Source organism: Kitasatospora sp. NBC_01287, assembly GCF_026340565.1.
Classification (GTDB): Bacteria; Actinomycetota; Actinomycetes; order Streptomycetales; family Streptomycetaceae; genus Kitasatospora.
On record NZ_JAPEPB010000002.1, the window covers coordinates 844,260 to 864,765 of the forward strand.

Annotated in this window: 44 protein-coding genes and 1 pseudogene; 30 read left to right on the forward strand and 15 right to left on the reverse strand. The window is 68.7% G+C overall.

The features are described 5' to 3' along the window. Positions 1-110 precede the first annotated feature (110 nt). From OG455_RS40870 to OG455_RS40900, 7 genes are all read right to left on the reverse strand, one after another. Positions 111-569 (reverse strand): hypothetical protein, encoded by a 459-nt coding sequence (locus OG455_RS40870; RefSeq protein ID WP_266300579.1) that lies wholly within the window; start codon positions 567-569, stop codon positions 111-113. A 4-nt stretch (positions 570-573) separates the two neighbouring features. Beyond that, the gene (locus tag OG455_RS40875) at positions 574-810 is read right to left on the reverse strand and encodes a hypothetical protein (RefSeq protein ID WP_266300578.1); all 237 of its coding nucleotides are present in this window, start codon (positions 808-810) and stop codon (positions 574-576) included. A gap of 28 nt (positions 811-838) precedes the next feature. Next, the gene (locus tag OG455_RS40880; RefSeq protein WP_266300577.1) at positions 839-2,200 is read right to left on the reverse strand and encodes a replicative DNA helicase; all 1,362 of its coding nucleotides are present in this window, start codon (positions 2,198-2,200) and stop codon (positions 839-841) included. A gap of 15 nt (positions 2,201-2,215) precedes the next feature. Further along, complete coding sequence (locus OG455_RS40885) at positions 2,216-3,130, reverse strand: hypothetical protein (RefSeq protein ID WP_266300576.1); 915 nt, start codon at positions 3,128-3,130, stop codon at positions 2,216-2,218. 111 nt (positions 3,131-3,241) lie between these two features. Next, the gene (locus OG455_RS40890; RefSeq protein WP_266300575.1) at positions 3,242-3,436 is read right to left on the reverse strand and encodes a hypothetical protein; all 195 of its coding nucleotides are present in this window, start codon (positions 3,434-3,436) and stop codon (positions 3,242-3,244) included. Beyond that, positions 3,436-3,633, reverse strand: coding sequence for a hypothetical protein (locus OG455_RS40895; protein WP_266300574.1), 198 nt, complete (start codon positions 3,631-3,633; stop codon positions 3,436-3,438). Before OG455_RS40895 ends, OG455_RS40890 begins: the two co-directional genes overlap by 1 nt. Continuing rightward, complete coding sequence (locus tag OG455_RS40900) at positions 3,630-3,983, reverse strand: hypothetical protein (RefSeq protein ID WP_266300573.1); 354 nt, start codon at positions 3,981-3,983, stop codon at positions 3,630-3,632. The genes OG455_RS40895 and OG455_RS40900 overlap by 4 nt, the downstream gene beginning before the upstream one ends. A 197-nt stretch (positions 3,984-4,180) precedes the next feature. Between OG455_RS40900 and OG455_RS40905 the strand changes: the two genes are divergently transcribed. Then, the gene (locus tag OG455_RS40905; RefSeq protein ID WP_266300572.1) at positions 4,181-4,678 is read left to right on the forward strand and encodes a GIY-YIG nuclease family protein; all 498 of its coding nucleotides are present in this window, start codon (positions 4,181-4,183) and stop codon (positions 4,676-4,678) included. A 55-nt stretch (positions 4,679-4,733) separates the two neighbouring features. On the opposite strand, the gene OG455_RS40910 is transcribed toward OG455_RS40905, so the two are convergent. From OG455_RS40910 to OG455_RS40945, 8 genes are all read right to left on the reverse strand, one after another. Further along, entirely contained in the window at positions 4,734-4,868 is a 135-nt protein-coding gene (locus tag OG455_RS40910; RefSeq protein ID WP_266300571.1) for a hypothetical protein, read from the reverse strand. Beyond that, positions 4,868-6,001, reverse strand: coding sequence for a methyltransferase domain-containing protein (locus tag OG455_RS40915; protein WP_266300570.1), 1,134 nt, complete (start codon positions 5,999-6,001; stop codon positions 4,868-4,870). The genes OG455_RS40910 and OG455_RS40915 overlap by 1 nt, the downstream gene beginning before the upstream one ends. Continuing rightward, a complete protein-coding gene (locus OG455_RS40920) occupies positions 5,998-6,123 on the reverse strand; it encodes a hypothetical protein (protein WP_266300569.1) in 126 nt (41 codons plus the stop codon). Before OG455_RS40920 ends, OG455_RS40915 begins: the two co-directional genes overlap by 4 nt. Before the next feature lie 118 nt (positions 6,124-6,241). Next, complete coding sequence (locus tag OG455_RS40925) at positions 6,242-6,505, reverse strand: hypothetical protein (protein WP_266300568.1); 264 nt, start codon at positions 6,503-6,505, stop codon at positions 6,242-6,244. Further along, entirely contained in the window at positions 6,498-6,779 is a 282-nt protein-coding gene (locus tag OG455_RS40930; RefSeq protein ID WP_266300567.1) for a hypothetical protein, read from the reverse strand. The genes OG455_RS40925 and OG455_RS40930 overlap by 8 nt, the downstream gene beginning before the upstream one ends. A gap of 93 nt (positions 6,780-6,872) precedes the next feature. Further along, complete coding sequence (locus tag OG455_RS40935) at positions 6,873-6,995, reverse strand: hypothetical protein (RefSeq protein ID WP_266300566.1); 123 nt, start codon at positions 6,993-6,995, stop codon at positions 6,873-6,875. 94 nt (positions 6,996-7,089) lie between these two features. Continuing rightward, positions 7,090-7,905 (reverse strand): GntR family transcriptional regulator, encoded by an 816-nt coding sequence (locus tag OG455_RS40940; protein WP_266300565.1) that lies wholly within the window; start codon positions 7,903-7,905, stop codon positions 7,090-7,092. Positions 7,906-7,908: 3 nt separating this feature from the next. Beyond that, positions 7,909-8,451, reverse strand: coding sequence for a UTRA domain-containing protein (locus OG455_RS40945; protein WP_266300564.1), 543 nt, complete (start codon positions 8,449-8,451; stop codon positions 7,909-7,911). Between the two features lie 71 nt (positions 8,452-8,522). Here OG455_RS40945 and OG455_RS40950 point away from each other — a divergent pair, with 71 nt between their 5' ends. From OG455_RS40950 to OG455_RS41090, 29 genes and pseudogenes are all read left to right on the forward strand, one after another. After that, positions 8,523-8,840, forward strand: coding sequence for a helix-turn-helix domain-containing protein (locus tag OG455_RS40950; protein ID WP_266300563.1), 318 nt, complete (start codon positions 8,523-8,525; stop codon positions 8,838-8,840). Next, a complete protein-coding gene (locus OG455_RS40955) occupies positions 8,840-8,998 on the forward strand; it encodes a hypothetical protein (protein WP_266300562.1) in 159 nt (52 codons plus the stop codon). The genes OG455_RS40950 and OG455_RS40955 overlap by 1 nt, the downstream gene beginning before the upstream one ends. After that, positions 8,995-9,213: a hypothetical protein gene (locus tag OG455_RS40960; RefSeq protein ID WP_266300561.1), complete on the forward strand. Its 219-nt coding sequence runs from the start codon at positions 8,995-8,997 to the stop codon at positions 9,211-9,213. The genes OG455_RS40955 and OG455_RS40960 overlap by 4 nt, the downstream gene beginning before the upstream one ends. Continuing rightward, positions 9,210-9,458, forward strand: a complete 249-nt coding sequence (locus tag OG455_RS40965) for a hypothetical protein (RefSeq protein WP_266300560.1) — start codon at positions 9,210-9,212, stop codon at positions 9,456-9,458. The genes OG455_RS40960 and OG455_RS40965 overlap by 4 nt, the downstream gene beginning before the upstream one ends. Then, positions 9,455-9,616, forward strand: a complete 162-nt coding sequence (locus OG455_RS40970; protein ID WP_266300559.1) for a hypothetical protein — start codon at positions 9,455-9,457, stop codon at positions 9,614-9,616. Before OG455_RS40965 ends, OG455_RS40970 begins: the two co-directional genes overlap by 4 nt. After that, positions 9,613-9,738 carry a hypothetical protein gene (locus OG455_RS40975; RefSeq protein WP_266300558.1) on the forward strand — a complete coding sequence of 42 codons (126 nt, stop codon included), beginning with the start codon at positions 9,613-9,615 and terminating at the stop codon, positions 9,736-9,738. Before OG455_RS40970 ends, OG455_RS40975 begins: the two co-directional genes overlap by 4 nt. Beyond that, complete coding sequence (locus OG455_RS40980) at positions 9,735-9,863, forward strand: hypothetical protein (protein ID WP_266300557.1); 129 nt, start codon at positions 9,735-9,737, stop codon at positions 9,861-9,863. Before OG455_RS40975 ends, OG455_RS40980 begins: the two co-directional genes overlap by 4 nt. 185 nt (positions 9,864-10,048) lie before the next feature. Next, a complete protein-coding gene (locus tag OG455_RS40985; RefSeq protein ID WP_266300556.1) occupies positions 10,049-10,246 on the forward strand; it encodes a hypothetical protein in 198 nt (65 codons plus the stop codon). Positions 10,247-10,425: 179 nt separating this feature from the next. Then, complete coding sequence (locus tag OG455_RS40990; protein ID WP_266300555.1) at positions 10,426-10,671, forward strand: hypothetical protein; 246 nt, start codon at positions 10,426-10,428, stop codon at positions 10,669-10,671. 91 nt (positions 10,672-10,762) lie between these two features. Next, entirely contained in the window at positions 10,763-11,203 is a 441-nt protein-coding gene (locus OG455_RS40995; protein WP_266300554.1) for a hypothetical protein, read from the forward strand. 1 nt (position 11,204) lies between these two features. Next, positions 11,205-11,423, forward strand: a complete 219-nt coding sequence (locus OG455_RS41000; RefSeq protein WP_266300553.1) for a hypothetical protein — start codon at positions 11,205-11,207, stop codon at positions 11,421-11,423. Positions 11,424-11,518: 95 nt separating this feature from the next. After that, positions 11,519-11,701, forward strand: a complete 183-nt coding sequence (locus OG455_RS41005) for a hypothetical protein (protein WP_266300552.1) — start codon at positions 11,519-11,521, stop codon at positions 11,699-11,701. Between the two features lie 37 nt (positions 11,702-11,738). Further along, positions 11,739-11,921 carry a hypothetical protein gene (locus OG455_RS41010; RefSeq protein WP_266300551.1) on the forward strand — a complete coding sequence of 61 codons (183 nt, stop codon included), beginning with the start codon at positions 11,739-11,741 and terminating at the stop codon, positions 11,919-11,921. A 58-nt stretch (positions 11,922-11,979) separates the two neighbouring features. Beyond that, positions 11,980-12,210, forward strand: coding sequence for a hypothetical protein (locus OG455_RS41015; protein ID WP_266300550.1), 231 nt, complete (start codon positions 11,980-11,982; stop codon positions 12,208-12,210). Positions 12,211-12,300: 90 nt separating this feature from the next. After that, on the forward strand, positions 12,301-12,525 hold the full coding sequence (locus OG455_RS41020) for a hypothetical protein (protein ID WP_266300549.1): 225 nt from the start codon (positions 12,301-12,303) through the stop codon (positions 12,523-12,525). A gap of 21 nt (positions 12,526-12,546) precedes the next feature. Beyond that, positions 12,547-12,813, forward strand: a complete 267-nt coding sequence (locus OG455_RS41025) for a hypothetical protein (protein ID WP_266300548.1) — start codon at positions 12,547-12,549, stop codon at positions 12,811-12,813. A gap of 34 nt (positions 12,814-12,847) precedes the next feature. Continuing rightward, on the forward strand, positions 12,848-13,843 hold the full coding sequence (locus OG455_RS41030; protein WP_266300547.1) for a DUF2637 domain-containing protein: 996 nt from the start codon (positions 12,848-12,850) through the stop codon (positions 13,841-13,843). A 30-nt stretch (positions 13,844-13,873) separates the two neighbouring features. Continuing rightward, complete coding sequence (locus OG455_RS41035; protein WP_266300546.1) at positions 13,874-15,838, forward strand: FtsK/SpoIIIE domain-containing protein; 1,965 nt, start codon at positions 13,874-13,876, stop codon at positions 15,836-15,838. Positions 15,839-15,851: 13 nt separating this feature from the next. Beyond that, on the forward strand, positions 15,852-16,379 hold the full coding sequence (locus tag OG455_RS41040; RefSeq protein WP_266300545.1) for a hypothetical protein: 528 nt from the start codon (positions 15,852-15,854) through the stop codon (positions 16,377-16,379). A gap of 59 nt (positions 16,380-16,438) precedes the next feature. Further along, positions 16,439-17,092: a restriction endonuclease gene (locus OG455_RS41045; RefSeq protein WP_266300544.1), complete on the forward strand. Its 654-nt coding sequence runs from the start codon at positions 16,439-16,441 to the stop codon at positions 17,090-17,092. A 13-nt stretch (positions 17,093-17,105) separates the two neighbouring features. Continuing rightward, positions 17,106-17,258 carry a hypothetical protein gene (locus OG455_RS41050; RefSeq protein ID WP_266300543.1) on the forward strand — a complete coding sequence of 51 codons (153 nt, stop codon included), beginning with the start codon at positions 17,106-17,108 and terminating at the stop codon, positions 17,256-17,258. Positions 17,259-17,263: 5 nt separating this feature from the next. Further along, positions 17,264-17,446 carry a hypothetical protein gene (locus tag OG455_RS41055; RefSeq protein ID WP_266300542.1) on the forward strand — a complete coding sequence of 61 codons (183 nt, stop codon included), beginning with the start codon at positions 17,264-17,266 and terminating at the stop codon, positions 17,444-17,446. Positions 17,447-17,759: 313 nt separating this feature from the next. Beyond that, the gene (locus OG455_RS41060; RefSeq protein ID WP_266300541.1) at positions 17,760-18,557 is read left to right on the forward strand and encodes a hypothetical protein; all 798 of its coding nucleotides are present in this window, start codon (positions 17,760-17,762) and stop codon (positions 18,555-18,557) included. 112 nt (positions 18,558-18,669) lie between these two features. After that, complete coding sequence (locus OG455_RS41065) at positions 18,670-18,906, forward strand: hypothetical protein (RefSeq protein WP_266300540.1); 237 nt, start codon at positions 18,670-18,672, stop codon at positions 18,904-18,906. Between the two features lie 257 nt (positions 18,907-19,163). After that, entirely contained in the window at positions 19,164-19,349 is a 186-nt protein-coding gene (locus OG455_RS41070) for a hypothetical protein (protein WP_266300539.1), read from the forward strand. Between the two features lie 9 nt (positions 19,350-19,358). Beyond that, positions 19,359-19,619 carry a hypothetical protein gene (locus OG455_RS41075; RefSeq protein ID WP_266300538.1) on the forward strand — a complete coding sequence of 87 codons (261 nt, stop codon included), beginning with the start codon at positions 19,359-19,361 and terminating at the stop codon, positions 19,617-19,619. 30 nt (positions 19,620-19,649) lie between these two features. Next, positions 19,650-19,820 carry a hypothetical protein gene (locus OG455_RS41080; protein WP_266300537.1) on the forward strand — a complete coding sequence of 57 codons (171 nt, stop codon included), beginning with the start codon at positions 19,650-19,652 and terminating at the stop codon, positions 19,818-19,820. A 26-nt stretch (positions 19,821-19,846) separates the two neighbouring features. Further along, complete coding sequence (locus OG455_RS41085; RefSeq protein WP_266300536.1) at positions 19,847-20,086, forward strand: hypothetical protein; 240 nt, start codon at positions 19,847-19,849, stop codon at positions 20,084-20,086. 62 nt (positions 20,087-20,148) lie between these two features. Further along, positions 20,149-20,506, forward strand: a pseudogene (locus OG455_RS41090) (hypothetical protein); the annotation flags it as partial.

The window sequence follows — 20,506 nt, forward strand, 5'->3', positions numbered from 1 at the left end:
CGTGGTGGGGATGGCAAGCGAACAGCCAGCCTCACATACTCAGTTCGGCTCGTCACTGGTGGGCGGCACGGGGCCGGTCCCCGGGCCGACACGCCGGGAGCTAACCGAACTCAGCCGCCGACGGATCGTGCGAAGTCTTCGCCAGCCTGCTCGACGTAGCCGCACAGCCAGTCACAGCCGCCCTCTCTGCCGAAGCCCTCGCGGTGCAGCACCTCGTGCAGCTCCCCCGCAGTCGACCAGTCGACGTCGGCTGGCCCACTCCTCGGCGAGTAGCTGCAGCCGCGGAACATGCGCTGCGCCAGGTACGTCACCGGGTTCTCGTGGGCGTCACGGCGGGCGGCGTGCCCGTGCAGCCAGCGGGCGAACGTCATCGGCAGGGCCACGGCGGGCTTCCGCCCCGAGCCACCGCACTGGGTGTGCCAGACGACACCGCCGTCGGTGATCGTGCCGACGATCGGCCCGTCAGGGTCGTACGGCTGCTCATGCCGGTACAGGGTGCCGTTGTTGCGGATCCGGATGGTTTCCTCGCAGACCGGGCACAAGCCGGTCGTGGTGATCGTGGCGGTCATGCGGTCACTCCTCGGGGTCATGGGTGGCGGGCAGGCGCGGGATCGGGTCGCCGGGCCGGCCGCATCCTGCGGGCCACGCCCCGACCGGACGGCCGTCCTCGCGCGACTGCGGCGGGGCGGTCCTTGGGACTTCGTCATCGGTCTTCGAACCGGGGCGCTGGATAAGGCTTCGTACGAAGGTGCTCAAATCGCCCTGCTGCGCCATCTGGTGGATGTCGTCGGGGGTGAACTCACTGGCCATGGATGCACACTCCGATCACTGAGGGTGGCTAGCTGTCGTGCGGCAGGTCGCAGGCATGGGCCAGATGTCCCTTGAAGGCCACTGTGGCGGTCCCCGTTGTGCCCATGCGGTTCTTCGCGACAATCAGGTCGAGTTCACCGGCTCGCGGGGAGGTCTTCTCGTAGTAGTCCTCCCGATGCAGCAAGATCACTACGTTGGCGTTTTGCTCGATCCCGCCGCTTTCGCGCAGGTCAGACATCATCGGGACCTTGTCCGGACGCTGCGACACCTGCCGGTTCAGCTGCGCCGCGGCAACAACCACGATCTCGAACTCCTGCGCCAGCTCCTTCAACCCGACCGCGATGGAGTCGACCTGTGTCGTGCGGTTCGCCCCAGCCTCGGCCTCGGCCTTCGCGATCTGCAGGTAGTCGACGACGTACAGGTCCGGCAGTTCGCCAACCGCCTGCATCTGCCGCAGCCTGGTCTTCATCCGTGACACCGGCACCCGTGGCGAGTCGTCGATCCGCAGCTGCTTGGCGTGGATCCGCTGGATCGCCATGGCGACCCGGTGCATCTCGTCGTCGTCCAAGCAGCGGGCCCGGAAGCGCTTCAGGTTGACCTTGGCCTCGGCGCAGATGATCCGCTGCCCGATCTGGGTGTGCGGCATCTCCATGCTGCCAACCAGGGTCCGGCCGTCGTTGGCGATCGACACACACCGCGCCCAGTCGGTCATCACTGTGGTCTTGCCCATGCCCGGGGAGGCCGCGACGACGACCAGGTCGGTCTTCTCGACCGGCGCCAGTTCGGCCAGGTCCGCGTACGGGATCGGCAGTGATCCGTCTCCGGGGTTGAAGTACATGGCCATGGTGTTGTCCAAAACCTCGTGCAGGGGCTTCTCGCGGCTGACCGCGGTCGTGCTGGACGTCGCGGTGAGCTTCTGCAGCAGGCCCGCGGCATGGTCGAGGACCTCTTCCGCATCGCCGCCTGCTGAGGCGTAGCCGGCTTGCACGAGGCTCGTGCCGGTGTCGACGATGGCGCGCAGGGTGGCCTGTGCCTTGACGATGTCGGCGTAGTAGCCGGCGCTTGCCGCGGTCGGCGCCGAGTTGCTGCAGGTGAACAGGTAGTTGACGCCGCCGACTCGGACCAGGTCGTTCGCGTCGAGGGCGTTCTGGACGGTGAACGGGTCGGCGGGCTCACCGCGCTGGTACAGGCCGACGATGGTGCGGTGCAGCAGCTGGTGGGCGCCGCGGTAGTAGTCCTCGGCGGTGAGGATGTCGACGACTTCGGTGATGGCGTCCTTGGAGAGGAGCATGGCGCCGATGACGGCCTGCTCGGCGGGGATGTTCTGCGGGGAAACGCGTTCGATGGACTGGGCGACGGCGTCGGCGGGTTCGGTGTCGAACAGGGTCACTGGCTAAGTCCTTGGTCAGGCCGCGATGGGCGCGGCGTCGGGATGGCAGTCCGGGCAGAGGCCGCCGGCCGGGCTCTTGCGGAGCCGGGGATTGAAGCGGGCGGCCGGGTTGGCGTCCTCGCAGCGGGTGCAGGGTTCCAGCAGTGCGAGCCCGGCGGGCTGGGCAGCGGCTCCGGTCTGCTCGGCCCGCCACACGGCGGCGAGGTCGGAGAGGTCTCCGGCGGCACTGACGGTCCGCCACCAGCCGGGACCGCGGGGGTTGTGGGTGCGGGTGAGCCAGTCGATGAACGCCGGCTCGTCGGCTTCTGGAACAACGCCGGCCGCACGGACGGCACGGTGGGCAGCAGTCGTCGGGGTTGCTTGTGGTCGCGCAGCGATTGTCTCTCTCTCGTCGCTGGGTGCGGCGGGAGGCTGCTGGGGGTCGGGTTCAGACGGGTCGGACGGGGAGGAGAGAGATTGAAGAGGAGGAGATAGAGGAGTAGGACCCCCTCTGTAGGGGGGTCTTTCCGCCGATTGCCCCCCGTTCTTGGGGGGTCTTTCCTCTTGATTGACCCCCGCTCCTGGGGGGTCTTTCCGTTCTCCCTTGACGACGTACCCACCGAAAGCCCCCCTCTGCAGGGGGGTCTTTCGCCAGTCCTGGATGACGCACGGCGCAAACAGCGATGCGATGCGATACCGAACCGCTTGACCGCGGAATCCGCCGGACACCGGTTCGATCAGACCGCGCTTCAGCAGGATCGACCGCATCGCCTCCCACTTCTTCGCCGTCATCCGGATCCGGCGCAGGATCTCCGGATGCTCGGGCCCGTGCCAGGTCTCCCGGGTGGCATCGTTGGCGTCCCTGGCGAGCACGGTCAGGCACCAGCGTTGGGCTGGCGTCACGTCGTCCGGGCACCAGTCCATGACCTCTTCGACCAGCTTGATCCCCATCAACTCACCGCCGTGGGCGGCATGTCAGGGGTGTTGGGGTACACGTCGGCTCCAGCTGGGCGCAGGGGTGGTGTGTGCGGGCCGCCCGCGAAGCGCAGGCGGCCCGGGGGCCTATCGGCCGAGGATGTTGCCGAGCACGTTGCGGGCGTGCTGCTGGCCGGGCGGGTCGGTGACGACGTCGAACGCGTCGCCCAGCGACCGGTACTCGACGTGCGCGGGGACACCGCCCTGGGTGTACTCGCGGGCCTCGCTGGTGGCGTTGGCGGGCGCGTCGGGGTTGTTGCCGGGGTAGCTGTTGACGACCATCACTCCCCCAGCCCGCTGGTGCCGGCGAGGGTTCGCTGGATGCGCAGGCCGAGCAGCCAGTCGCCGTAGCGGTCGAGGCGGTGGCGGGCGGCGGCGCGGTCGAGGAGGAGCTGGGAGAGGTTGAGGCGCGGCGGCTTGGCGCGCATGGCGAGGCCGATCGCAGCGTTCTCGGTGGGGCGCGGGGCGGTCGTGTTCACCGGTTCACCTCGTGGAGGCGCTGGGCGGCGGCGAGGTGCGCGGCCTGGATCTGTAGGCGGTTCGCGAAGTCGCGCAGGCCCGCGGCGAGCTGGTCAACCTCGGCCAACGTGAGGTCGCCGTCGAAGCCGGAGATGCCGACCGAGAGGCGGGGTGCGGCGAAGTCGGTGCCCGCGTAGGAGTACAGGCGGGCGGACGCCAGCGACTGGATGGCTTCGTCCGGGCGGATCGCGGCGACCTCGTTGTCGGGTCCCCAGTGCTCGTCATGGGGGCCCTGTTCAACGCACTGGGTGTTGAGATGCGGGCACGAACCGGCGGGGGTGGTGGTGCTTCGGGCAGCCAGAGCTGTCATGATGGGCTCATCTCTGCTGTGAGTGCCTCGGTTACCAGGCCAGCTGGCACTCATGACGAGTCATCGGCCCCGCTTCTGCGGGGCCGTTCCCGTTTCTAGGGACAACCTGACCGTACAAGGTTTCTTGATAAGTTGCAATGTTCTGGAGGAATGGGCCACACTGGCTCGACATGACGGCACCAGGACCGGAGGACCCCGTGAAGAAAGATCTCCCCGATCGACCCACCGCGCTCTACCGGTTCTACGACGCGGACGACGCCCTGCTGTACGTCGGCATCACTCACGACTTACGAACACGCTGGTCAACGCACCGCTACTACCAGCCCTGGTGGCATCTCGTCGCGCGCAAGACCTACGAGTGGTACGAAGACAGGTCGCTGGCCGGAGCTGCCGAGAAGGCGGCCGTCGAGCATGAGAAGCCACGTTTCGACGCCTCGCACCTAAGCCGCGCTCACAGGGTCGACGGCGATCGCTATGAAGATCCACGGAAGGCCAAGATCGCAAAGCTGTTCCGCGCCGACATCGACAGCGGCGCGTTCCCCCGTGGTCGCATGCTTCCATTCCCAACCATCCTGGCAGCCAAGTACCAGACGTCACCGGCGACCATGTCCGCCCTGATGTGGGATCTCTGTGAGCGCCGTGTACTTGAGGGGCACGGTCGCAGATGCTGGCCAGCTGGCAGTCGACTGAAGTAGGCGTGCATAGGCGCCCGCCGCGAAATGCGGCGGGCGCCATCGTCGTTGGCCGGGCCTACTCGGCGGGGGCTCGCAGGAACCAGCTCAGGCGTGGATCCTCGCCGCGCTCCTTGGCCTCCTGCTGTGCCTTGCGGTACCGCGCGACCAGCTCCGCGTACTCGGGGCTGGTCCACTCGTCCTCTGCCGGCATCAGGGCTCCACTCGGTTGTCGGGACTGTTCAGCCATGGATGCTGGCCGTCGCGATCGACGGTCAGGCCGAACCGGTCGATGCCCGGCCGGCCAGCGGCCTGCCACCAGTCGTGGGCTGCCTCCATCTCGTCCCAGAGCCGCCGCGGTCCGGACTGCCACACCGTGGACCGCTCCACCTCGTCCTGGAACACGACGGCGGCCCACGACTTGTCCGCGAGCCCGTACAACCACACCACCCGCTCGTCACCGCGCCGGTCCGTGACGTGAGTGAGGCCTGCGAGGCGCAGGCCAGCAACGAACGGAAACGCCTTCCACGGCCCGAACGGCGGCCGCGCAGCGGTTGTGCTGACGGAGGCGTCGCCGGGGAAGTCGACAGGATGCTGCGGCGGCGTGAGGCGCTGCGAGCGCATCTTCATGAACTCCACCGGGCGCAGGAACGGGCCCGCCAGGGTGCCATCCTGGGCTGCGGTCAGACGCACCAGGGCGTCGCCGTTCTCGAAGTGCGTGCCCCACGGGGCGAGGATGACACCGCCCGGTTGGAGCTGCTCGATCCAAGCGTGCGGAATGTGCCGCATGCCGCAGGTGGCGATGATCCGATCGTAGGGCGCCCCGGCCGGGTGACCGGCAGAGCCGTCGCCTGTAATCACGGTGGGGTGGAGGCCTGCGGCGGCCAGGTGCTCGCGGGCTGCCTCGGCGACAGCAGGGTCCACTTCAATGGTCGTCACCGCGTTGTCGCCGAGCCGGTGCGCAAGCAGGCCGGCGTTCCATCCGGTGCCGGTGCCGATCTCCAGCACGCGCATGCCTGGGCTCGCGTCGAGGTCTTCGAGCATGCCGGCGACGATGGACGGCATGCTCGCCGAGCTGGTCGGCACCGTGCCCGCCTGGGCGTCGGAGTTCCGGCCGTCGTCCCACTGGGTGACGAGCGGGATGTCCGCCGCGGCGGCCTCACCCCAAGCGTCGGGATCTGCCCGGCGGTCAACGGGCTCGCTGGCGCCGGTAAACATGTCGTGCGCCCACATCAGGTCGGGCAGGAACAGGGCCCGGGGGAGCGCGTCCATCGCGGCGGCCCACGGCCCGGATACGGGGAAGGACCGCCCCGTAGTGCCGGGGCGGTCCTGATCGGTGGCGGTCACTTGCGGTGGCCCCCGTCGCCGGGGGGCGGCCCACCGTCGGGCTGTGGCTCCGGGTTCGGCACGGGCCACGGCTGGCCGGGTAGCTTGTCGCCGCCACCGTCCGCGTTGATCGTCTCGGGCATTGCTGCTCCTCTTCGAGGGTCTGCGTCAGCCCTACTCAATCGCGCGCGGCTGGCCGGCGCTAGAGCGCACCGGCGCACCGAGGGGCGCGCGTCAGCCCGCCGCAGCACGGGCGGCCCTCTACGGACCGACCAGGATGTTGACGACCCGGATCTGCTCTTCGCCGATCCGGTAGGAGAGCGTCATCCCCGGGACGGCGTCATCCCCAGGCACCACGATGATGCGTCCCGACAGGTCGTCACCGGCCGTGTACGGCAGACCGATCTCCGAGTCCCGCTGGAGGCTGCGAAGTGTGTGCAGCAGCTTCTTGCGCTGCTCCGGAGTCATGGCGATGGCCGCTACCCGCGCTGCGTCGTCGAGGAAAATGTCGGGCAGGTCAGACACTGACGTCCTCCCACTCGGGGAAGATCTCGGCGATCGGCGTGCCGGGCCGGTCGAACGCGGTGCGCAGCGCCTCCCCGATCTCCGGGACGGTGCGCAGGTGGAGCAGGTGCTGCCAGCCCTTGAGGTACTGGCGGATCTCGTGCAGGGGCACGTCGTCGATCTCCCGGTTGAAGCGGGCCAGGTCCGTCCCGGTGAGGACCGCGCGGAACTCGCGGATCGTCTGAGGGCTGTGGCTGTCCGGTGAGCCGTAGTGCTCGATCGGCTGTGCGGTCATGGATGGCGTCCGTTCGCTGCGGCGATGGCGGTTGGCTCCCTGTCGGGATGTGCTCACGCTACCGGGTAGCAAAGCGCGCGAGGTCGCTTTGGGTCAGCCGAGGAGCCGGACCTTCGCCTTCGGCAACTCCGCCAGGCCGCCCTTGTAGACCACCTTGTACTCGGCGAGGGGGGCGGCCCCGGCGTCGGCGGGCTGGGACTTCTTGAAGAGGGCCATCGTGCTGCTCCTGCTGTCGGGGACGGGCAGGAGCAGCCTCGCAGCAGAGACTGACGGGCGATCAGGGAGTTGCCAAGCTGTTACTCCGCCAGCATCAGAACTCGTACTCGACTGCGTAAAGGTGGCTGGCCTTCACCATCTCCGTTACTTCAATGACCCGGTCGTTGTTGCTGTAGACCACGCGCAGGGTGCGCAGCACGGGAAGCTTGCCCGGCATCTTGAGGGCCTTGACGTGCTCCGGGGTCGGCAGGATGGCCATCACCTTGTCAACGCAGCGGACGGGTGGGTAGCCCATGTCTGCCAGCAGGCGCGGGGTGCCACCCTTGATCTTCTTCTTCTCGGCGATCTGCGTGCCCCGGGCGATCTCGACCGGATAGTAGGACTTCACGAGCTCCGCAGGCTCATCATTCATCGAAAGCATCTGGACTCGCAGGATCGCCACACCGCCCGCACCCAGCCCCATCGCCGCAGCCGCGTCTGCCGGCGGCCCTACCTCCGCCACCTCCAGCAGCGTGCTACTCGCGCGATCACCCTGCTTTGCCGCCTCGTCGAGCCAGCGGTAGGTCTGGCCCGGCGCAGCCGGCTCCTTGTACCTGGCGGGCGTAAGCGTCCGCTGCCGGGGCGGCTGAACAAAGATGCCGCTCCCGCGCTGGCTGCGGACTAGCCCCTCCTCGGCGAGCATGTCGTTGGCGTTCTTGATGGTCTGCGGTGCGATCCCGTACATCTCAACCAGCCGCGGCGTGGACAGCAGTTTGCTTCCGGGCGGGGAGTCGCCAGTCAGAATGCCGTACCGCAGGTAGTTAGCGACGAGCTCGTGCTGAGCCCAGCTGCTCTCATTGGCTCCCAGGCGGTCCAGCGCTTCCGCTTTCGCCTGCCTCGCCTGCGCCTTGGCGTCGTCTTCGTCAGTCATGTGTCAGCCGATCTTGGCGATGTAGTGGAGGGTGCGCCCGCGTGCAGGCATCGTCATGGTGGTGACCTCGAACGGCTCGTCGTCGGCGTTGACTACAAGTCGGCAGACATCGAGGACCCACTCGTTGTCGTCTAGTGCGAGCGCTGTCCGCTCCCCGTCGCTGGGCTCGCGCGCCATCACTTCCTCGTGCCGGGCGTGTCCGACGTAGCCGAGTTCGGCGAGCAGGGTGACGGCGCCGCCACGGATCTTCCGGGGCTCGGCTAGGGCGGTACCTCGTGCGATGTGGGCTGGGTAATAGGAGTCGGTCAGCTCTGTTGCTTTGCCGTCGAGAGAGATGATCCGACGGCGCACGACAACTGGGGTGCCACCTGATATGCGCAGCGCGCGAGCCACGCGGGCAGGTGGGACGACCTCACCCACTTCGGTGAGCTGCTGCTCCCCCCTGTGCCCGTGCTGCTGTGCTTCCTGTTGCCAGGCGCCGGGTTCTCCTGTGGCAACCGGACGGAGATACGGCTCTGCGTCCTCCGCCCAGTGTTCCCTGCTCAAGAGCTACTCCCCTGTGCGAATCATGATCGAACGACCTTGTTGCCTTTCACGGTAGGGCACAAGGTTCGCTCGTGGATAGCGAGAGAACCTTGCAACCTTTCAAGAGAAGCTATACAGTCGAGTCGTCCCCATCCGAGACGACTCGATTGGAGAGCTCACAGATGCTCCCGGAGAGCCCCCCTGTACTGACCGTGAGAGAGGTGGCAACAGCTCTCCGGGTCAGCGTTCCGACCGTCTACCGCTGGGTGAAGGACGGCGAGCTCGAAGCCATCCGCCACGGGAAGCAGTGGTCCCGTGGCCAGGCCGGCCGAGGCGGAGCGATTCGCATCCCAGTTGCCGTGGTCGCCGCGAAGCTGCAAGCCATCTACGACTTGGGTGAGGTGGCGTGATGGCCGAGCCCGCTGAGCAACCGCCTACCGACCCGCTCGCCGCCGCTCAGTCCGCGGCCGCTGCGCTCACCGACTTCACTCTCACCGGCGAGCAGCGCGCCGACGCCGTCGCCGAGATCAAGGAGCACCTGCGGCAGGCCGACGAGGCCCCGCGGTGAGCGTCGACCGGGCCCGCACGATGGGCCTCACCGCCCGGGAAATCGCCGAAGCCCTCACCGACACCCCGCTCGACGAACCCGTTGACTACCCGCACCCCTCCGCACCCCGCTTCGGCTGGGGGGCGCCCGACATCGGCGCCTGGGCCACCCGCGACATCTACGGCCGGCCCGCCGCCTGGAACGCGTTCGGCGAAAACCTCAAGGAGCAGCAGTGACCACCACCTGGCCCGACGGCGTCATCGCCCGCTACCTGACCGTCGGCGGCGCCACCGTCGACATCGAGGACATCGACCCCGACCGTGTCACGGCCTGGTGTTTCAGCCCGTGCGGATCCACTCGCACGTTCCTCGGCCCGCACCTCTACGAGCAGGACCAGCCGATCCGCGACGCGAAAGCGTGGTCCCAAGCCCACGCCGAAACCTGCCGCGCCCGGCCCAGGCCGAACGGAGCCCAGCGGTGAACGCCCCGGTCGGCAGCCCCTGCCAGGCATGCGGTAACCCCACGGGCCCGCAGGATCCGCCCGCCCGCTTCGACGGATTCCTGATCCACGCCCGCCACCTCACCGACCCGCACAGCGGCTTCTACGGAGGCACGCCCGACACCGAGGAACCCCAGTGAACGCCAGCAACACGCCCGCTGAGCCGCCGCCCGCCCCGGTACTGATCCACCTCGACTGGCTGGAGACCGGAACCCCCGGCGGCAACCCCCCGAAGCCCGAAACCCCGCAGGAGCAGCAGTGAGTGTCTCCCCCGAGGCCTGGCAGGACGCGCCCGACGGGCTCTGGACGGACGAGGCCGAGGCGACCGAGGCCGACTGCTACACCGAGCAGCTCGCCGACCAGATCCTCGCCGAACTCGCCCAGTGAGCGCCCTTCATCGCCATGCCGAGGACAACCTGTCCGTCGCCACCGCGCCCTCGGCAGGCCCGCACCCCACGACCACGACCACGACGACCCGCAAGTCCAGCGCAACGCCGAAGACCTGATCCGGATCCTCGGCTACCTAGCCGATCGCCAACCTGTCAGCCGATAGACATCGAAAGGGAACTGTCATGCCCATGTTCGGAATCGGCGACGAAGTCACCGTGATCGACACCGAAGGACAGCCCACCAAGACTCTCGGCCGCACCGGCCGAGTTGTCGACACCGCCGGAGACGAACTCGTCGCCGTCGCCGGCATCGACCACAAGGTCACCGAATGGCTCCTCGGCGAGCGCGCCTACCGCCCCGACCAGCTCAAGAAGGTCTGACCGGTGAACCTCGACCAGCGACTCGACCGGGCCCTCGACGGCTACAACCGCGACGTCGTCAACCCGCAGCAGTAACTGCGCCCCGGGGCGGCCGCCCATCCGACCAAGAACGCCGGCCTCCCCAGGCCCCCCATACCCTCACAAGCCGATAGAAATCCGACAAGACAAGGGAACCCACGATGGCCGCCACTGCCACCCCCGCCGACTTCCCGATCCTCCTCCAAATGGTTGCAGCTGATCGCCGCGGCTACGTGGCCGACAGCTTCCTGGAGCAGGCCACGACGTACGGCACCCCCGCCGAGAAGGCCCTGATCCGTCGGCACGCCATCCCCAGCCACTCGCTCAGCGGCCGAATCGAGGCCGTGATCGAGGCCCTTGCCCGGGAGCTCGGCGTCGAGATCCCGGAGCTCACGCCCCGCAGCTAGCACTACCCCGGGGCGGCCGCCAGGTCGCCAAACTCACCGACCTCCCCGGGCAACCCTGCCACCCGCATCGAGCAGAAGGGCCACCGCCAGTATGAACATCGCCACCCACCTCATCCGCAAGGGCGCCAGCCGCATCATCGCCGACCGCGAGGTCAAGCGGATCCGCGCCGAGCACGACGAGTTCGTCCGCAACGCGCAGATCGGCGTCACCTACTACACGATCAAGCCGTACTGCCAGTACGACGAGCAGCCCGGCCGCCCCGTCCACGTCACCTACACGTTCACCGCCCACGGCCGAGGCATCCGCGCCGGGCAGCTCATCACCGACAGCGGCAGCGGCTCCTGGGCGATCTGGTACCAGAACGGGCCCCTCACCACCACCCGGCTACCCACCGCGGTCGACCACCGGGACGCCGACGACCGGGCATTCGGCGGTGCCGCAGCCGCCGCCCAGCAGCGAGTCACCGCCGCTGTCGAAGCGGAGATGCGGCGCCTCTACCCGGCTTCCGTCGACCAGCTCATCGCGGCCTGACATGGGCCCGCACCGGGACCGTCCGATCTACGTCGTCACCGCCTCTCACCCCGACGGCAGCCCCTACCACGACTACCTGTGCACCAAGATCACCGGCGGGCCCTATCCCTGCACCGGATGCGGCCGGTCCGCCTACGGCGACAACGACCGCGACCAGAAACTCGCCAACATCCGCGCCAACGGCCTCACCCCCCACTGGCGCGTGGCCCCGGAGAACTGACGTGCACCGGATCGGCTACTACGCCATCGCCCTCGGCGTGCTGATCGCCGCCACCGAAGCCATCACCCGGCCGACCATCACGACCCGGAGCTGACATGGACCCCCGAGAGACAGCCGACGCCTACCGCCGTGCCCGCCGCGCCGGAGACGACGACCTGTGCAAGCAGATCGTCGGCGAGGTGACCGCCCGGTTCGCCACCCGAACGACCGACGGAACTGAACTCGCTGCGCTCTACCGGGCCAACCGCGACACCCCGCTCGCTCAGCCCAATGCCTGATCGCCGTACGGCGCCTCCACTGACAGGGAGTCCACACATGAGGCACTTCAGCTACCACGCCACCGTCCGCGACTTCCACGGACGTGTCCTGTTCCAGGTCGGCAATCCCGGCATTCCCGTCTCCAACGACCAGGCCACCGACGAGCAGATCCGCCAAGAGATCAAGCGCATCCTCATCGAAGGCCAGCAGTGGGAGATCAACCTCACCCGCGTCAGCTGAGCAACTGATCGCCGTACGGCGCCGCACAGCCCCGCCATCAACCCCAAAGGACCACCCCATGCCCACCTTGTCGCTGACCCGCGACGGAGCCGACACCCCGGTCCCGCTCGGCGACTACGCCGGCACCCTCATCACCGAACTGCACGACACCATCGGAGCTGGCGTCAGCGTCAGGCAGATCACCACCCAGGTCACGGCCCCCCACACCCTGGGCTCACTTGCCGCCGGACTCACCACCCTGCTCCACGTGCCCGGCGCCGTAGTCGACCTCGCCATCACCTCCAGGTAGCAAGCCTGAGCACCGGCCGGCGCCGCACAGCCCCTGCTCTGTGCGGCAGCCGCAGGCACTCAGACGCGCCGCCTCGAAAGGACACCAATCGTGATCACCGTCAAGGCAGGAAACGACCTCGCCCTCCGCTGCACCTGCGGCTCCTACGCCTTCCGCGGCAACTGGACCGACTACGAGCCGTCAGGCACCTGGCGCGAACGGCGCGCCGGCCGGGTCGACGCCCACTGCCACGGCTACTGCGCCAACTGTGGCGAACACGTCCACACGGTCATCGAAAACACCCGCTGCGGCCGCCACGACCCCATCGACCTCTAGCCACCCCACCAGGAGCCCGTCATGCGCGCCCTCTTTGCCTTCCTCCTTCTCAGCATCGCCTGGCCCGCACTCGGCACCGCCGCCATCACCGCCAGCACCTGGCTCGCCGCCAACCTCACCCTCGACCTCACCGCCGCCGCCCTGATCCTCCTCGCCCGACACCGACCCCACCGCGCCCACCCGATCATCACGTTCCTCGCCGGCGCCGCAATCGCCACCTGGATCACCGGCCACCGACCCAAGCCCACACCGCTCACCACGGCCACCGGCCCCCAGATCCCCGCCTAACCCACCACCAACCACTCGAAGGAGAACCGCCGCCGTGACCGCCCACCGCGAACGCCTCGCCCTCGGCGCAGCGCTCGTCATCATCGCCCTCACAGTCGCCGCGTTCTGGCTCTCCTACGCCCACCTGCACGCCGTCGCCGCCGCACACGGCCTCGGCCAGTCCCCGGCCCGCTCCTGGGCGTGGCCCGCCACCCTCGACCTGTTCATCGTCGCCGGCGAACTCCTCATGCTCCGCGCCTCCCTCGCCCGCGCCACAGACTGGTGGGCCATCGGACTCACCGTCGTCGGATCCGGCGGCTCCATCGCCCTCAACGTTTTCGGCGTCGGCGGCCACGACCCGCTCGCGTACGTCACCGCCGCAGTCCCACCGACCGCCGCTCTGCTGGCCTTCGGCGCACTGATGCGCCAGGTCCACTCGCTGCTCTCCGATCACGACGAAGTGACGCCCGTCGACCATGAATCGGCGTACCTCCCGAGCGCCACGGACGCCGCTAGCGTGGCGCTCCAGCGCAGCTCCCAGAGCGCCACGCCAGGCGCCGCCAAGGCGCCCCGAACCAGCGCCCCGGCCACCACCCGGAGCGCCCCGGCAACCGCCACGATGGCGCCCTGGTCGCCCGCGCAGAGCGCCACGCAAGGCGCCACCGTCAGTCTCGTGAAGCGCTCTCAAGGCGCCGCCCAGAGCGCCCCGGTGAGCCTGACGAAGCGCCACCAGAGCGCCCCAACACCGCCCGTCGTGGCGCCCCCGCAGCGCCCCGCCCCCGCCACAACCACCGCCACCAAGGCGCCCCGACCGGCCGCCACAAAGCGCCCCAAGGGCAACCTCCGAGACGCCGCACGCGACGCCATCAAAGCGCTCTACGAAACGAACCAGAAGCGCCCTCTGGAATCCGAGATGGTCGCCGCACTGAAGGCAGCGAAGCTCCCGCACTCCCGCCAGTTCGCCAACGCCCGCCGGCTTGAGATCGAGAAGGACGACCCGGCGCTGGCCGCACTCGGCTCCCAGAACGTCCGCCCCCTGACCGGCTCCTGATCAGCCGCGACCACCGAAGGAGTACTTCTGATGGCCCAGTACATCGGCTACGCGCCGGCCCCGGCCGACCTGCCGGGCCCCCGTACGACGATCTCGACGACCGTGGCGACGGCCCCGACGACGACAGGGGGCAATCGCTCACAGACCGTCACAAATCGGGACACGTATGGGAACTCTCCGTACCCGCCGTCATCGTCGCCACGACCCCGCCGCACCCGATTCTTCATCTCCTGCACCACGGTCGTCATCCGCGCCACCAACTGGGCGCTCGCCCACCGGTGGGAACTCGCCCCCGCCGCCACCATCGCCGCCCTCACCACACTCGGCTGGTGGCAACACGGCACACCGGGCGCCGGCTGGGAAGCCGCCGGCTACCTGGCGCTCGCCGCCGGCTCCGGCACCGCAGCCGCGCACGGGCTTAAGCACAAGCACCAGCACCTGTACGGCGCGGGAGCCGGCCTCGCGGTGGCGTTCGGCGACGTGGCAGCCGGGACCGGATTCGGGCCTGACGCGGCCTCGCTCACCGTGGCGGCAATCAGCACCGCACTCGCCTATGCGGCGTACGTGCCGTGGCTGGCCGAGCACGGCAAGGGCCACAAGCACCCGGCGCGCCCCGCCGAGACAGCGGCTGCCATCGGGCCGGAGACGGGAACACGCCGCGCCCGGCAGTTCGCGGGCACGCCGAAGCCGGAGGACCCGAACAACGAGGCCCTGGCGGAGAGTGGCCAGCCGGTCGAGGTCGACAGCGTCTACGAGGCGCTTCAGCACAACCCGTTCTTCGACGATGTCATCCCGTACGCCGATGACGAGAGCGATGACCTGGCCGATCCGATCCGGATCGGCTGGGACGAAACCGGGGAGCCCGTGTATCTCACGATGCTGTACCGGCACACCCTCGTCGCCGGCGCTTCGGATTTCGGGAAATCCGGCCTCGTCAACCTGATCATCAAGAAGCTCCTCCGGAAGCAGCACGCCGAACTGTTCGGCATCGACATGAAGCCGGGCGCCCCCGAACTCGGCCCATGGGAGCCGACGCTGCGCAGGCTCGCCCGCACCCCGGAGGAAGCCCGCGACCTGCTCCAGTTCATCCGGGCAGAGTGCGACCGGCGCGGCGCATTCCTCGCGGACTTGTCCGCCAGCTCGATGGCCTCCGGCCGCGGCCCGGTCCGCAAGTGGATCCCCGGCGTCCACGGGCCCGCCTGGTGGATCGTCACTGACGAGCTGGCCGAGCTGATCCGCCAGGACGAGGAGCTTCGCAAGCTGGAAGCAGAGATCCGCAAGGTCAGTGAGGACCCCGAGCCTGCCGAGCCGAAGATCTCCACCACCTACGAGAGTCTGCTGGCGATGGCCCGTTTCCTCGGCATCCAATTCATCTCCGCCACGCAGCAGCCCTCCGCCAAGGTTTTCGGCGGCAACACCGATGCGCGCGGGAACTACGCCAACCGGATCTCTACGCGGGTCGGCGAGGCCGGGCACACACAATTCATCTTCGGCAGCGGCTGCACCGGGAAGGGCTGGAAGCCGGAGGAGCTGACCAGGCCGGGCGAGTTCTACCTGGGTGCTCCGGAGATGCCGTTGGTGGACCCTCCGCAGTGTCGGGCCGAGTACGTCACCGACGCGGACATCGGTGCGGACGTCGGGCACTACTTTCAGGCTGGTCACCGCGGGCCAGCGGTGGTGGTGACGGAGCCGAAGGTGCGGATGCTGAAGTCCGTGCCGGCCGATGCGGCTCCCGCCGAGCCTGAGCTGGTATTCCCGGACGGTTCGGCGGTTGGTCGCAACGACTGGCCCGACCTGTACCGGGTGTTCTGCCGCCTGTGCGCCGACCGGGGTTACGCCACCAAGGACGACCTGGTGGACGGGGGGCCGTTCAACTCCCGTGACACCGTGCGCCGGGCCACCGAGGAGTGGCTGACCCGCGGGGTCCAGGTCCGCAAGGCCGGCCGCGCTGAGCAGTTCTACCTACCCGACACCGCTACCGATTCCGATGACTGACCAGGAGACCCTCATGTATCAGGACACCGCCCCCGCGACGATCACGACACTGCTCGAGCCGAACACCACGATCCCCGCCCAGCTCGCCCCATACGTGCCACCCCCGCAGCCCACGATCATCCCCGCTGCGAGCCCCGCCGTTCCCGGCGTCATCATCGGTGTCGACGGCACCCCCTACTACGGGCACCCGCCGATCATCTACGCCCAGCCCCAGATGCTCGCCGACCCGCAAGCCGCCCAGATGGTCGGCCGCGGCGCGATGCTCGCCGGCGGAGGCATCCTCGCCGCCGGAGTCGGCGTCGGCGCCGCTGAACTCGTGTCAGCCGTCGCGGCCGCCGGCGTCGGGGCCGGTACCCTCCTTGCCGCTGCGGCGCTGATGGCGATCGGGAAGGCCAAGGCACCCAAGCGGATCGTCAACCACATCAACCGCCGTGAGGAGTACCACCAGCACGTCACGAACACCGCTACCGGCTGGCTCGGCCGGGCAACCGGCTCCATCAATTCGGCGAGCAACCACACGACCAGCAGCACGATCAGCTGAACACCGCCCACCCGTCGGCGCGGTGCACCACACTGGAACCTCACACCGAGGGGGACTCTGTGGCCGCACCGCGTCGACGCCGCACCAACTACCGGCCAGGGCGCCGCCGCACTACCATCCGTCGACCACGCCGCAGGTACGGGCTGTTCTCCCCGCCCGTCATCCTCACCGCCAGCGTGCTGGTCGCGATCGGCTCCCCCACCATCGGGATCCCGATCCTGGTCCTGGCCGTTGCCGGGCTGTGGTTCATGAAGCCCCGCCGTGTTCGGCGCATCGTCCGGGCACCGCGCAGGCCGGCCACCATGCGGCCGCGCATGGCCAGCGCTAGCATCGGCAGCTACCAGGCCATGACACCGGGCCAGTTCGAGCACGCCCTCGCCGCCCTGTGCCGCCGCGACGGCTGCACCAACGTCCAAGTGGTCGGCGGCGCAGGGGACCTCGGTGCCGACGTCATCGCCACCCTTCCCGACGGCCGACGCCTCGTCATCCAAGCCAAGCGCTACGCACTCACCACCAAAGTCGGCTCCGGTGACGTACAGAAGGTCGGCGGCACCGCCCGGCAGATCCATGGCGCAGACATCGCAGCCGTCGTCACCACCTCCACGTTCACCCCCGCAGCACGCTCCTACGCGACGCAGGTCGGCATCCGCACCCTCGATGGGAACGCCCTGGCCCGCTGGGCGAGCCGAACCGGGGCCGCACCCTGGCAGTGACATCCTGGACCGCATGACCGACTGCCCCGCCACCGCCACCATCCAACTCGGCGGCGAACTCTGCACCGCCATCTGCAACCTGCCGCCCGGCCACCACGGCCCCCACGAAGACATCGTGCTCGGCGAATGGGGCAGCCCCGAAACGGCCGCACCCGCGAGAGGATGAACAGCATGACACCCACGAACCCGTTCCGAGTCGATGCGATGCCCGCGGGCGAAGTCCGAGTGAGCGCCACGCTCTTCCCCGAGGAGATACGGCACGGCGCGGTAGTCCGCGGCTTCAGCATCGCTGAGGCGCGAGACCTGGCCGCACAGCTCCTCGCCGCAGCCGAGGTCGCCGAGGCCCATCAGTGACCGGCGATCTGGTGGCGTTCCCGCGGACATGCCTCCGCGAGATCAGGAATGGGATCCGTGCCATGCTCCGCGCACTGGCTGGTGACCCCAATCCGACCATGACGCCTGCGGAAGTCTGGATCGCCCTGACCGGGAAGCAGTTGCCTCGATGAGCTACCCCGACTATCGCAGCGAATGGGCACCCGAGGAGGGCTGAGCTGGGTGGCTGTCACTCAACTCCAACTGTGCTGTGACATGCGATAATTGGCCTACAACAGTACCCCGGCGACGGCGGTAACCGTCCCGGGGTTTGGCCGACTGCATAGGAGTCGACGTGGGCCAGACTAGCCCATTCACCCCCAACGAAATCAGCGACGGCAACTACGGCGTCCGACCAAGCATGGCGGGCCTAATTGAGCTGGTCGACACGTCGGATCCGGCCTTTCCATACATCGCGGCCGTCCTCCGGGACATGCAGGGCGGGGGCGTCGAGCTGAACGAGGCGACCATCGCGATTGCCATCCAGCTTGGACGTCAGAAGCAGGTGCGGAGCAGGTCGATGGGAACCCAGTCCGGCCATGCTGACACTGTCCACCCGACCACTGGCGCGATCGTCTACTACATACGCCGCAGCGAAGCAATCAAGATCGGCACCACTGCTTCGCCCGTGAAGCGCTTTCGGAGCCTCCTGCCCGACGAGATCATGGCGTTCGAACCCGGCGGTTACGCACTTGAAGCTGAACGGCACACGCAGTTCGCGCACCTTCGGATCGCCGCGAACCAGGAGTACTTCACCCCGGCCTCGGATCTCCTTTCCCATATCTCGACTGTGCGGGACCAACACGGCTCTCCCGACCCGGCGTGGCCGACTCTGGGATGGGTGCATCCTCGCTACGCCGTCGAACTCCCGCCACCAGCCACGACGGAGATGGTCACCGCCGCAGATGGTTGCACGCGTCTCGGCGTCAAGAAGAGCACGCTTCACGGCTGGGTTCATCGAGGGCGAATCTCCCCCGTCGGCTACAACTCTCGTGGTCACCAGCTCTTCTACATCGACCACCTGAGGTACCTTGCGCGCCTGAACGCACCGTGGACTGGCTGGACCGACGACGAGGCCACGCTTTCCGCGTAGTGGACAAGATCCCCGGGGAGGTGTCACACTCCGATCCAGCAGTACTACTGCGCCCAGAACCTGGAAGGCCTCCACCATCGGTGGGGGCCTTCACGCATGTCCGGGGGTGTCCGTGGACCGTGTCCTTCTCGAAGTCGTCCCCGAGCATCTCGTCTACGCACACGAGGCCGAGGCGGAGACCGGCGTTCCGCAGCAGGTGCTTCGTCAGTGGGCGCGGCGCGGAAAGATCCACCGCTTCCCCGGTGACGGCCGCCCCTCTGGCCAGGGCCACCTCTACCGGACCATGTACTCCCTGCCGGAAGTCCGCGAGGCCGCAGCGTCCTACCAGCCTCGCGCCGCAGCCGCCTAACTCCCGCCGGCCCGCACCCCCTGCGGGCGTCGAGGCGGGACGGCCCGCGTCCCGAGGGTGGCGCAGGGCCCGGGGGGTCCCGTAGTTGTCCGGCACTCCGAGGGCGCCGACGCCGACCACGGGACCCCACAACCCTCAAGGGAGGAGCACACGGTGGCCGACTGCCTGTGGTGCGGGCACCGCATCCCACCAGACATGGACGGCGAATACTGCTCCACCCGATGCGCCCTCCTCCACGCACGATCAGCAGGAGCCGAGTGACCCAGCACGACCAGGCCACCCGCGCCCTCGACGCCCCGTTCACGCCGCCTGACGACTGGGACCCGATCCCCGGAACCTGCACCCGCTGCGGGCAGCCAGCGTGGCTTGGTGAAACCAAGTGGTGGCACAACGCGGAACCCTGCCAATCCCGCGGCCGCACCGCCGACTTCCTGCCCGACTGAGGAGGCGCCGTGCACTGGCTCGCGCACTTCTTCGGCCTCGACAACCCGTCCGGCCCCGCATACCTCCTCTGGTCCGGTGTCGGCTCCGACGTGAGCGAACTCGCCATCATCGGCGGCCTCATCAGCATGTGGCGCCGCCACAACTGCCACGTCCGCGGTTGCTGGCGAATCGCCCGGCACCCAGTGGACGGCACCAACTGGGTCGTCTGCCGCCACCACCACCCCGACGACCCGCCCACCGCCGCAGCCGTACGCAACGCCAGGCACTGACCGACCCTCACCGCGAAGGAGCACTCCCTCATGCTCGTTCTCCCCACCCGCTCGCAGCGACGCTACGCGTCCCGCAAGCTCGCCCGCCAGTACGCGTTCTACAACGGGCCCGCGCCCCGTTACGAGCCGGTGCGCGACCTGTCCTGCCACGTGCACCACAGGCAGGCGCCGTGCAAGCGGTGCGCCGGCGACACGAAGTAACCCACCCTCACCGCAAGGAGATCACGATGTCCAAGATTGCCGACGAGCTCCGCGCAGAGTTCAACTCCCTCGTCACCAAATTCCACGCCGTCCTCGACAAGCTCCACGGCGACGAGACCACCCTCGCCACCGAGGCTCACGCCGACGAGATGCAGGTCGCCCAGGACGCGAAGCCGGTCGTCGACGAGGTGAAGACCGACGCCGAACAGCTGGTCACCGAGGCCGTCGACGACGCCAAGAACCTCAACACCCCGCCCACCGCCTGACCATGGGGCGCGACGACGCCAGACTCTCTCCCAGCAGGCGAGCCGCCCAGGAAGGCGGCACCGTGTCGGAGAAGCCCAAGTGCGGCGCGAAGACGAGACAAGAGGACTCGAAGGAGTTCTGCACCCTCGCCGCAGGCTGGGGTACGCCACACCCAGGAATCGGACATTGCCGCCTCCACGGCGGGAACACCGGCGGGCAGAAGATCAAAGCCGCGAAGATCAAGGCCGATCGGGAGGTCCAGGTGGTACTCGCCGAACTCGACGTCACCCCAGTCGACGACCCCCTCACCGCCCTGTCCCAGCTCGCAGGCCAGGTCGTCGCCTGGCAGAAAGCCACCGCCGCCCTCGTCAACCGCCTCGGAGACGAAATCCGGTACGAAGGCCACGCCGGGGCTGAACAGCTCCGCGCTGAGGTGCAAA

Coding starts and splice junctions, on each gene's coding strand:
- OG455_RS40870 (WP_266300579.1), bottom strand. CDS start 569: ATGACCGCCACGATCACCACGACCGGCTTGTGCCCGGTCTGCGAGGAA.
- OG455_RS40875 (WP_266300578.1), bottom strand. CDS start 810: ATGGCCAGTGAGTTCACCCCCGACGACATCCACCAGATGGCGCAGCAG.
- OG455_RS40885 (WP_266300576.1), bottom strand. CDS start 3,130: ATGGGGATCAAGCTGGTCGAAGAGGTCATGGACTGGTGCCCGGACGAC.
- OG455_RS40890 (WP_266300575.1), bottom strand. CDS start 3,436: ATGGTCGTCAACAGCTACCCCGGCAACAACCCCGACGCGCCCGCCAAC.
- OG455_RS40900 (WP_266300573.1), bottom strand. CDS start 3,983: ATGACAGCTCTGGCTGCCCGAAGCACCACCACCCCCGCCGGTTCGTGC.
- OG455_RS40910 (WP_266300571.1), bottom strand. CDS start 4,868: ATGCCGGCAGAGGACGAGTGGACCAGCCCCGAGTACGCGGAGCTGGTC.
- OG455_RS40920 (WP_266300569.1), bottom strand. CDS start 6,123: ATGCCCGAGACGATCAACGCGGACGGTGGCGGCGACAAGCTACCCGGC.
- OG455_RS40930 (WP_266300567.1), bottom strand. CDS start 6,779: ATGACCGCACAGCCGATCGAGCACTACGGCTCACCGGACAGCCACAGC.
- OG455_RS40935 (WP_266300566.1), bottom strand. CDS start 6,995: ATGGCCCTCTTCAAGAAGTCCCAGCCCGCCGACGCCGGGGCCGCCCCC.
- OG455_RS40940 (WP_266300565.1), bottom strand. CDS start 7,905: ATGACTGACGAAGACGACGCCAAGGCGCAGGCGAGGCAGGCGAAAGCG.
- OG455_RS40955 (WP_266300562.1), top strand. CDS start 8,840: ATGGCCGAGCCCGCTGAGCAACCGCCTACCGACCCGCTCGCCGCCGCT.
- OG455_RS40985 (WP_266300556.1), top strand. CDS start 10,049: ATGCCCATGTTCGGAATCGGCGACGAAGTCACCGTGATCGACACCGAA.
- OG455_RS40990 (WP_266300555.1), top strand. CDS start 10,426: ATGGCCGCCACTGCCACCCCCGCCGACTTCCCGATCCTCCTCCAAATG.
- OG455_RS40995 (WP_266300554.1), top strand. CDS start 10,763: ATGAACATCGCCACCCACCTCATCCGCAAGGGCGCCAGCCGCATCATC.
- OG455_RS41000 (WP_266300553.1), top strand. CDS start 11,205: ATGGGCCCGCACCGGGACCGTCCGATCTACGTCGTCACCGCCTCTCAC.
- OG455_RS41005 (WP_266300552.1), top strand. CDS start 11,519: ATGGACCCCCGAGAGACAGCCGACGCCTACCGCCGTGCCCGCCGCGCC.
- OG455_RS41010 (WP_266300551.1), top strand. CDS start 11,739: ATGAGGCACTTCAGCTACCACGCCACCGTCCGCGACTTCCACGGACGT.
- OG455_RS41015 (WP_266300550.1), top strand. CDS start 11,980: ATGCCCACCTTGTCGCTGACCCGCGACGGAGCCGACACCCCGGTCCCG.
- OG455_RS41025 (WP_266300548.1), top strand. CDS start 12,547: ATGCGCGCCCTCTTTGCCTTCCTCCTTCTCAGCATCGCCTGGCCCGCA.
- OG455_RS41035 (WP_266300546.1), top strand. CDS start 13,874: ATGGCCCAGTACATCGGCTACGCGCCGGCCCCGGCCGACCTGCCGGGC.
- OG455_RS41040 (WP_266300545.1), top strand. CDS start 15,852: ATGTATCAGGACACCGCCCCCGCGACGATCACGACACTGCTCGAGCCG.
- OG455_RS41050 (WP_266300543.1), top strand. CDS start 17,106: ATGACCGACTGCCCCGCCACCGCCACCATCCAACTCGGCGGCGAACTC.
- OG455_RS41055 (WP_266300542.1), top strand. CDS start 17,264: ATGACACCCACGAACCCGTTCCGAGTCGATGCGATGCCCGCGGGCGAA.
- OG455_RS41080 (WP_266300537.1), top strand. CDS start 19,650: ATGCTCGTTCTCCCCACCCGCTCGCAGCGACGCTACGCGTCCCGCAAG.
- OG455_RS41085 (WP_266300536.1), top strand. CDS start 19,847: ATGTCCAAGATTGCCGACGAGCTCCGCGCAGAGTTCAACTCCCTCGTC.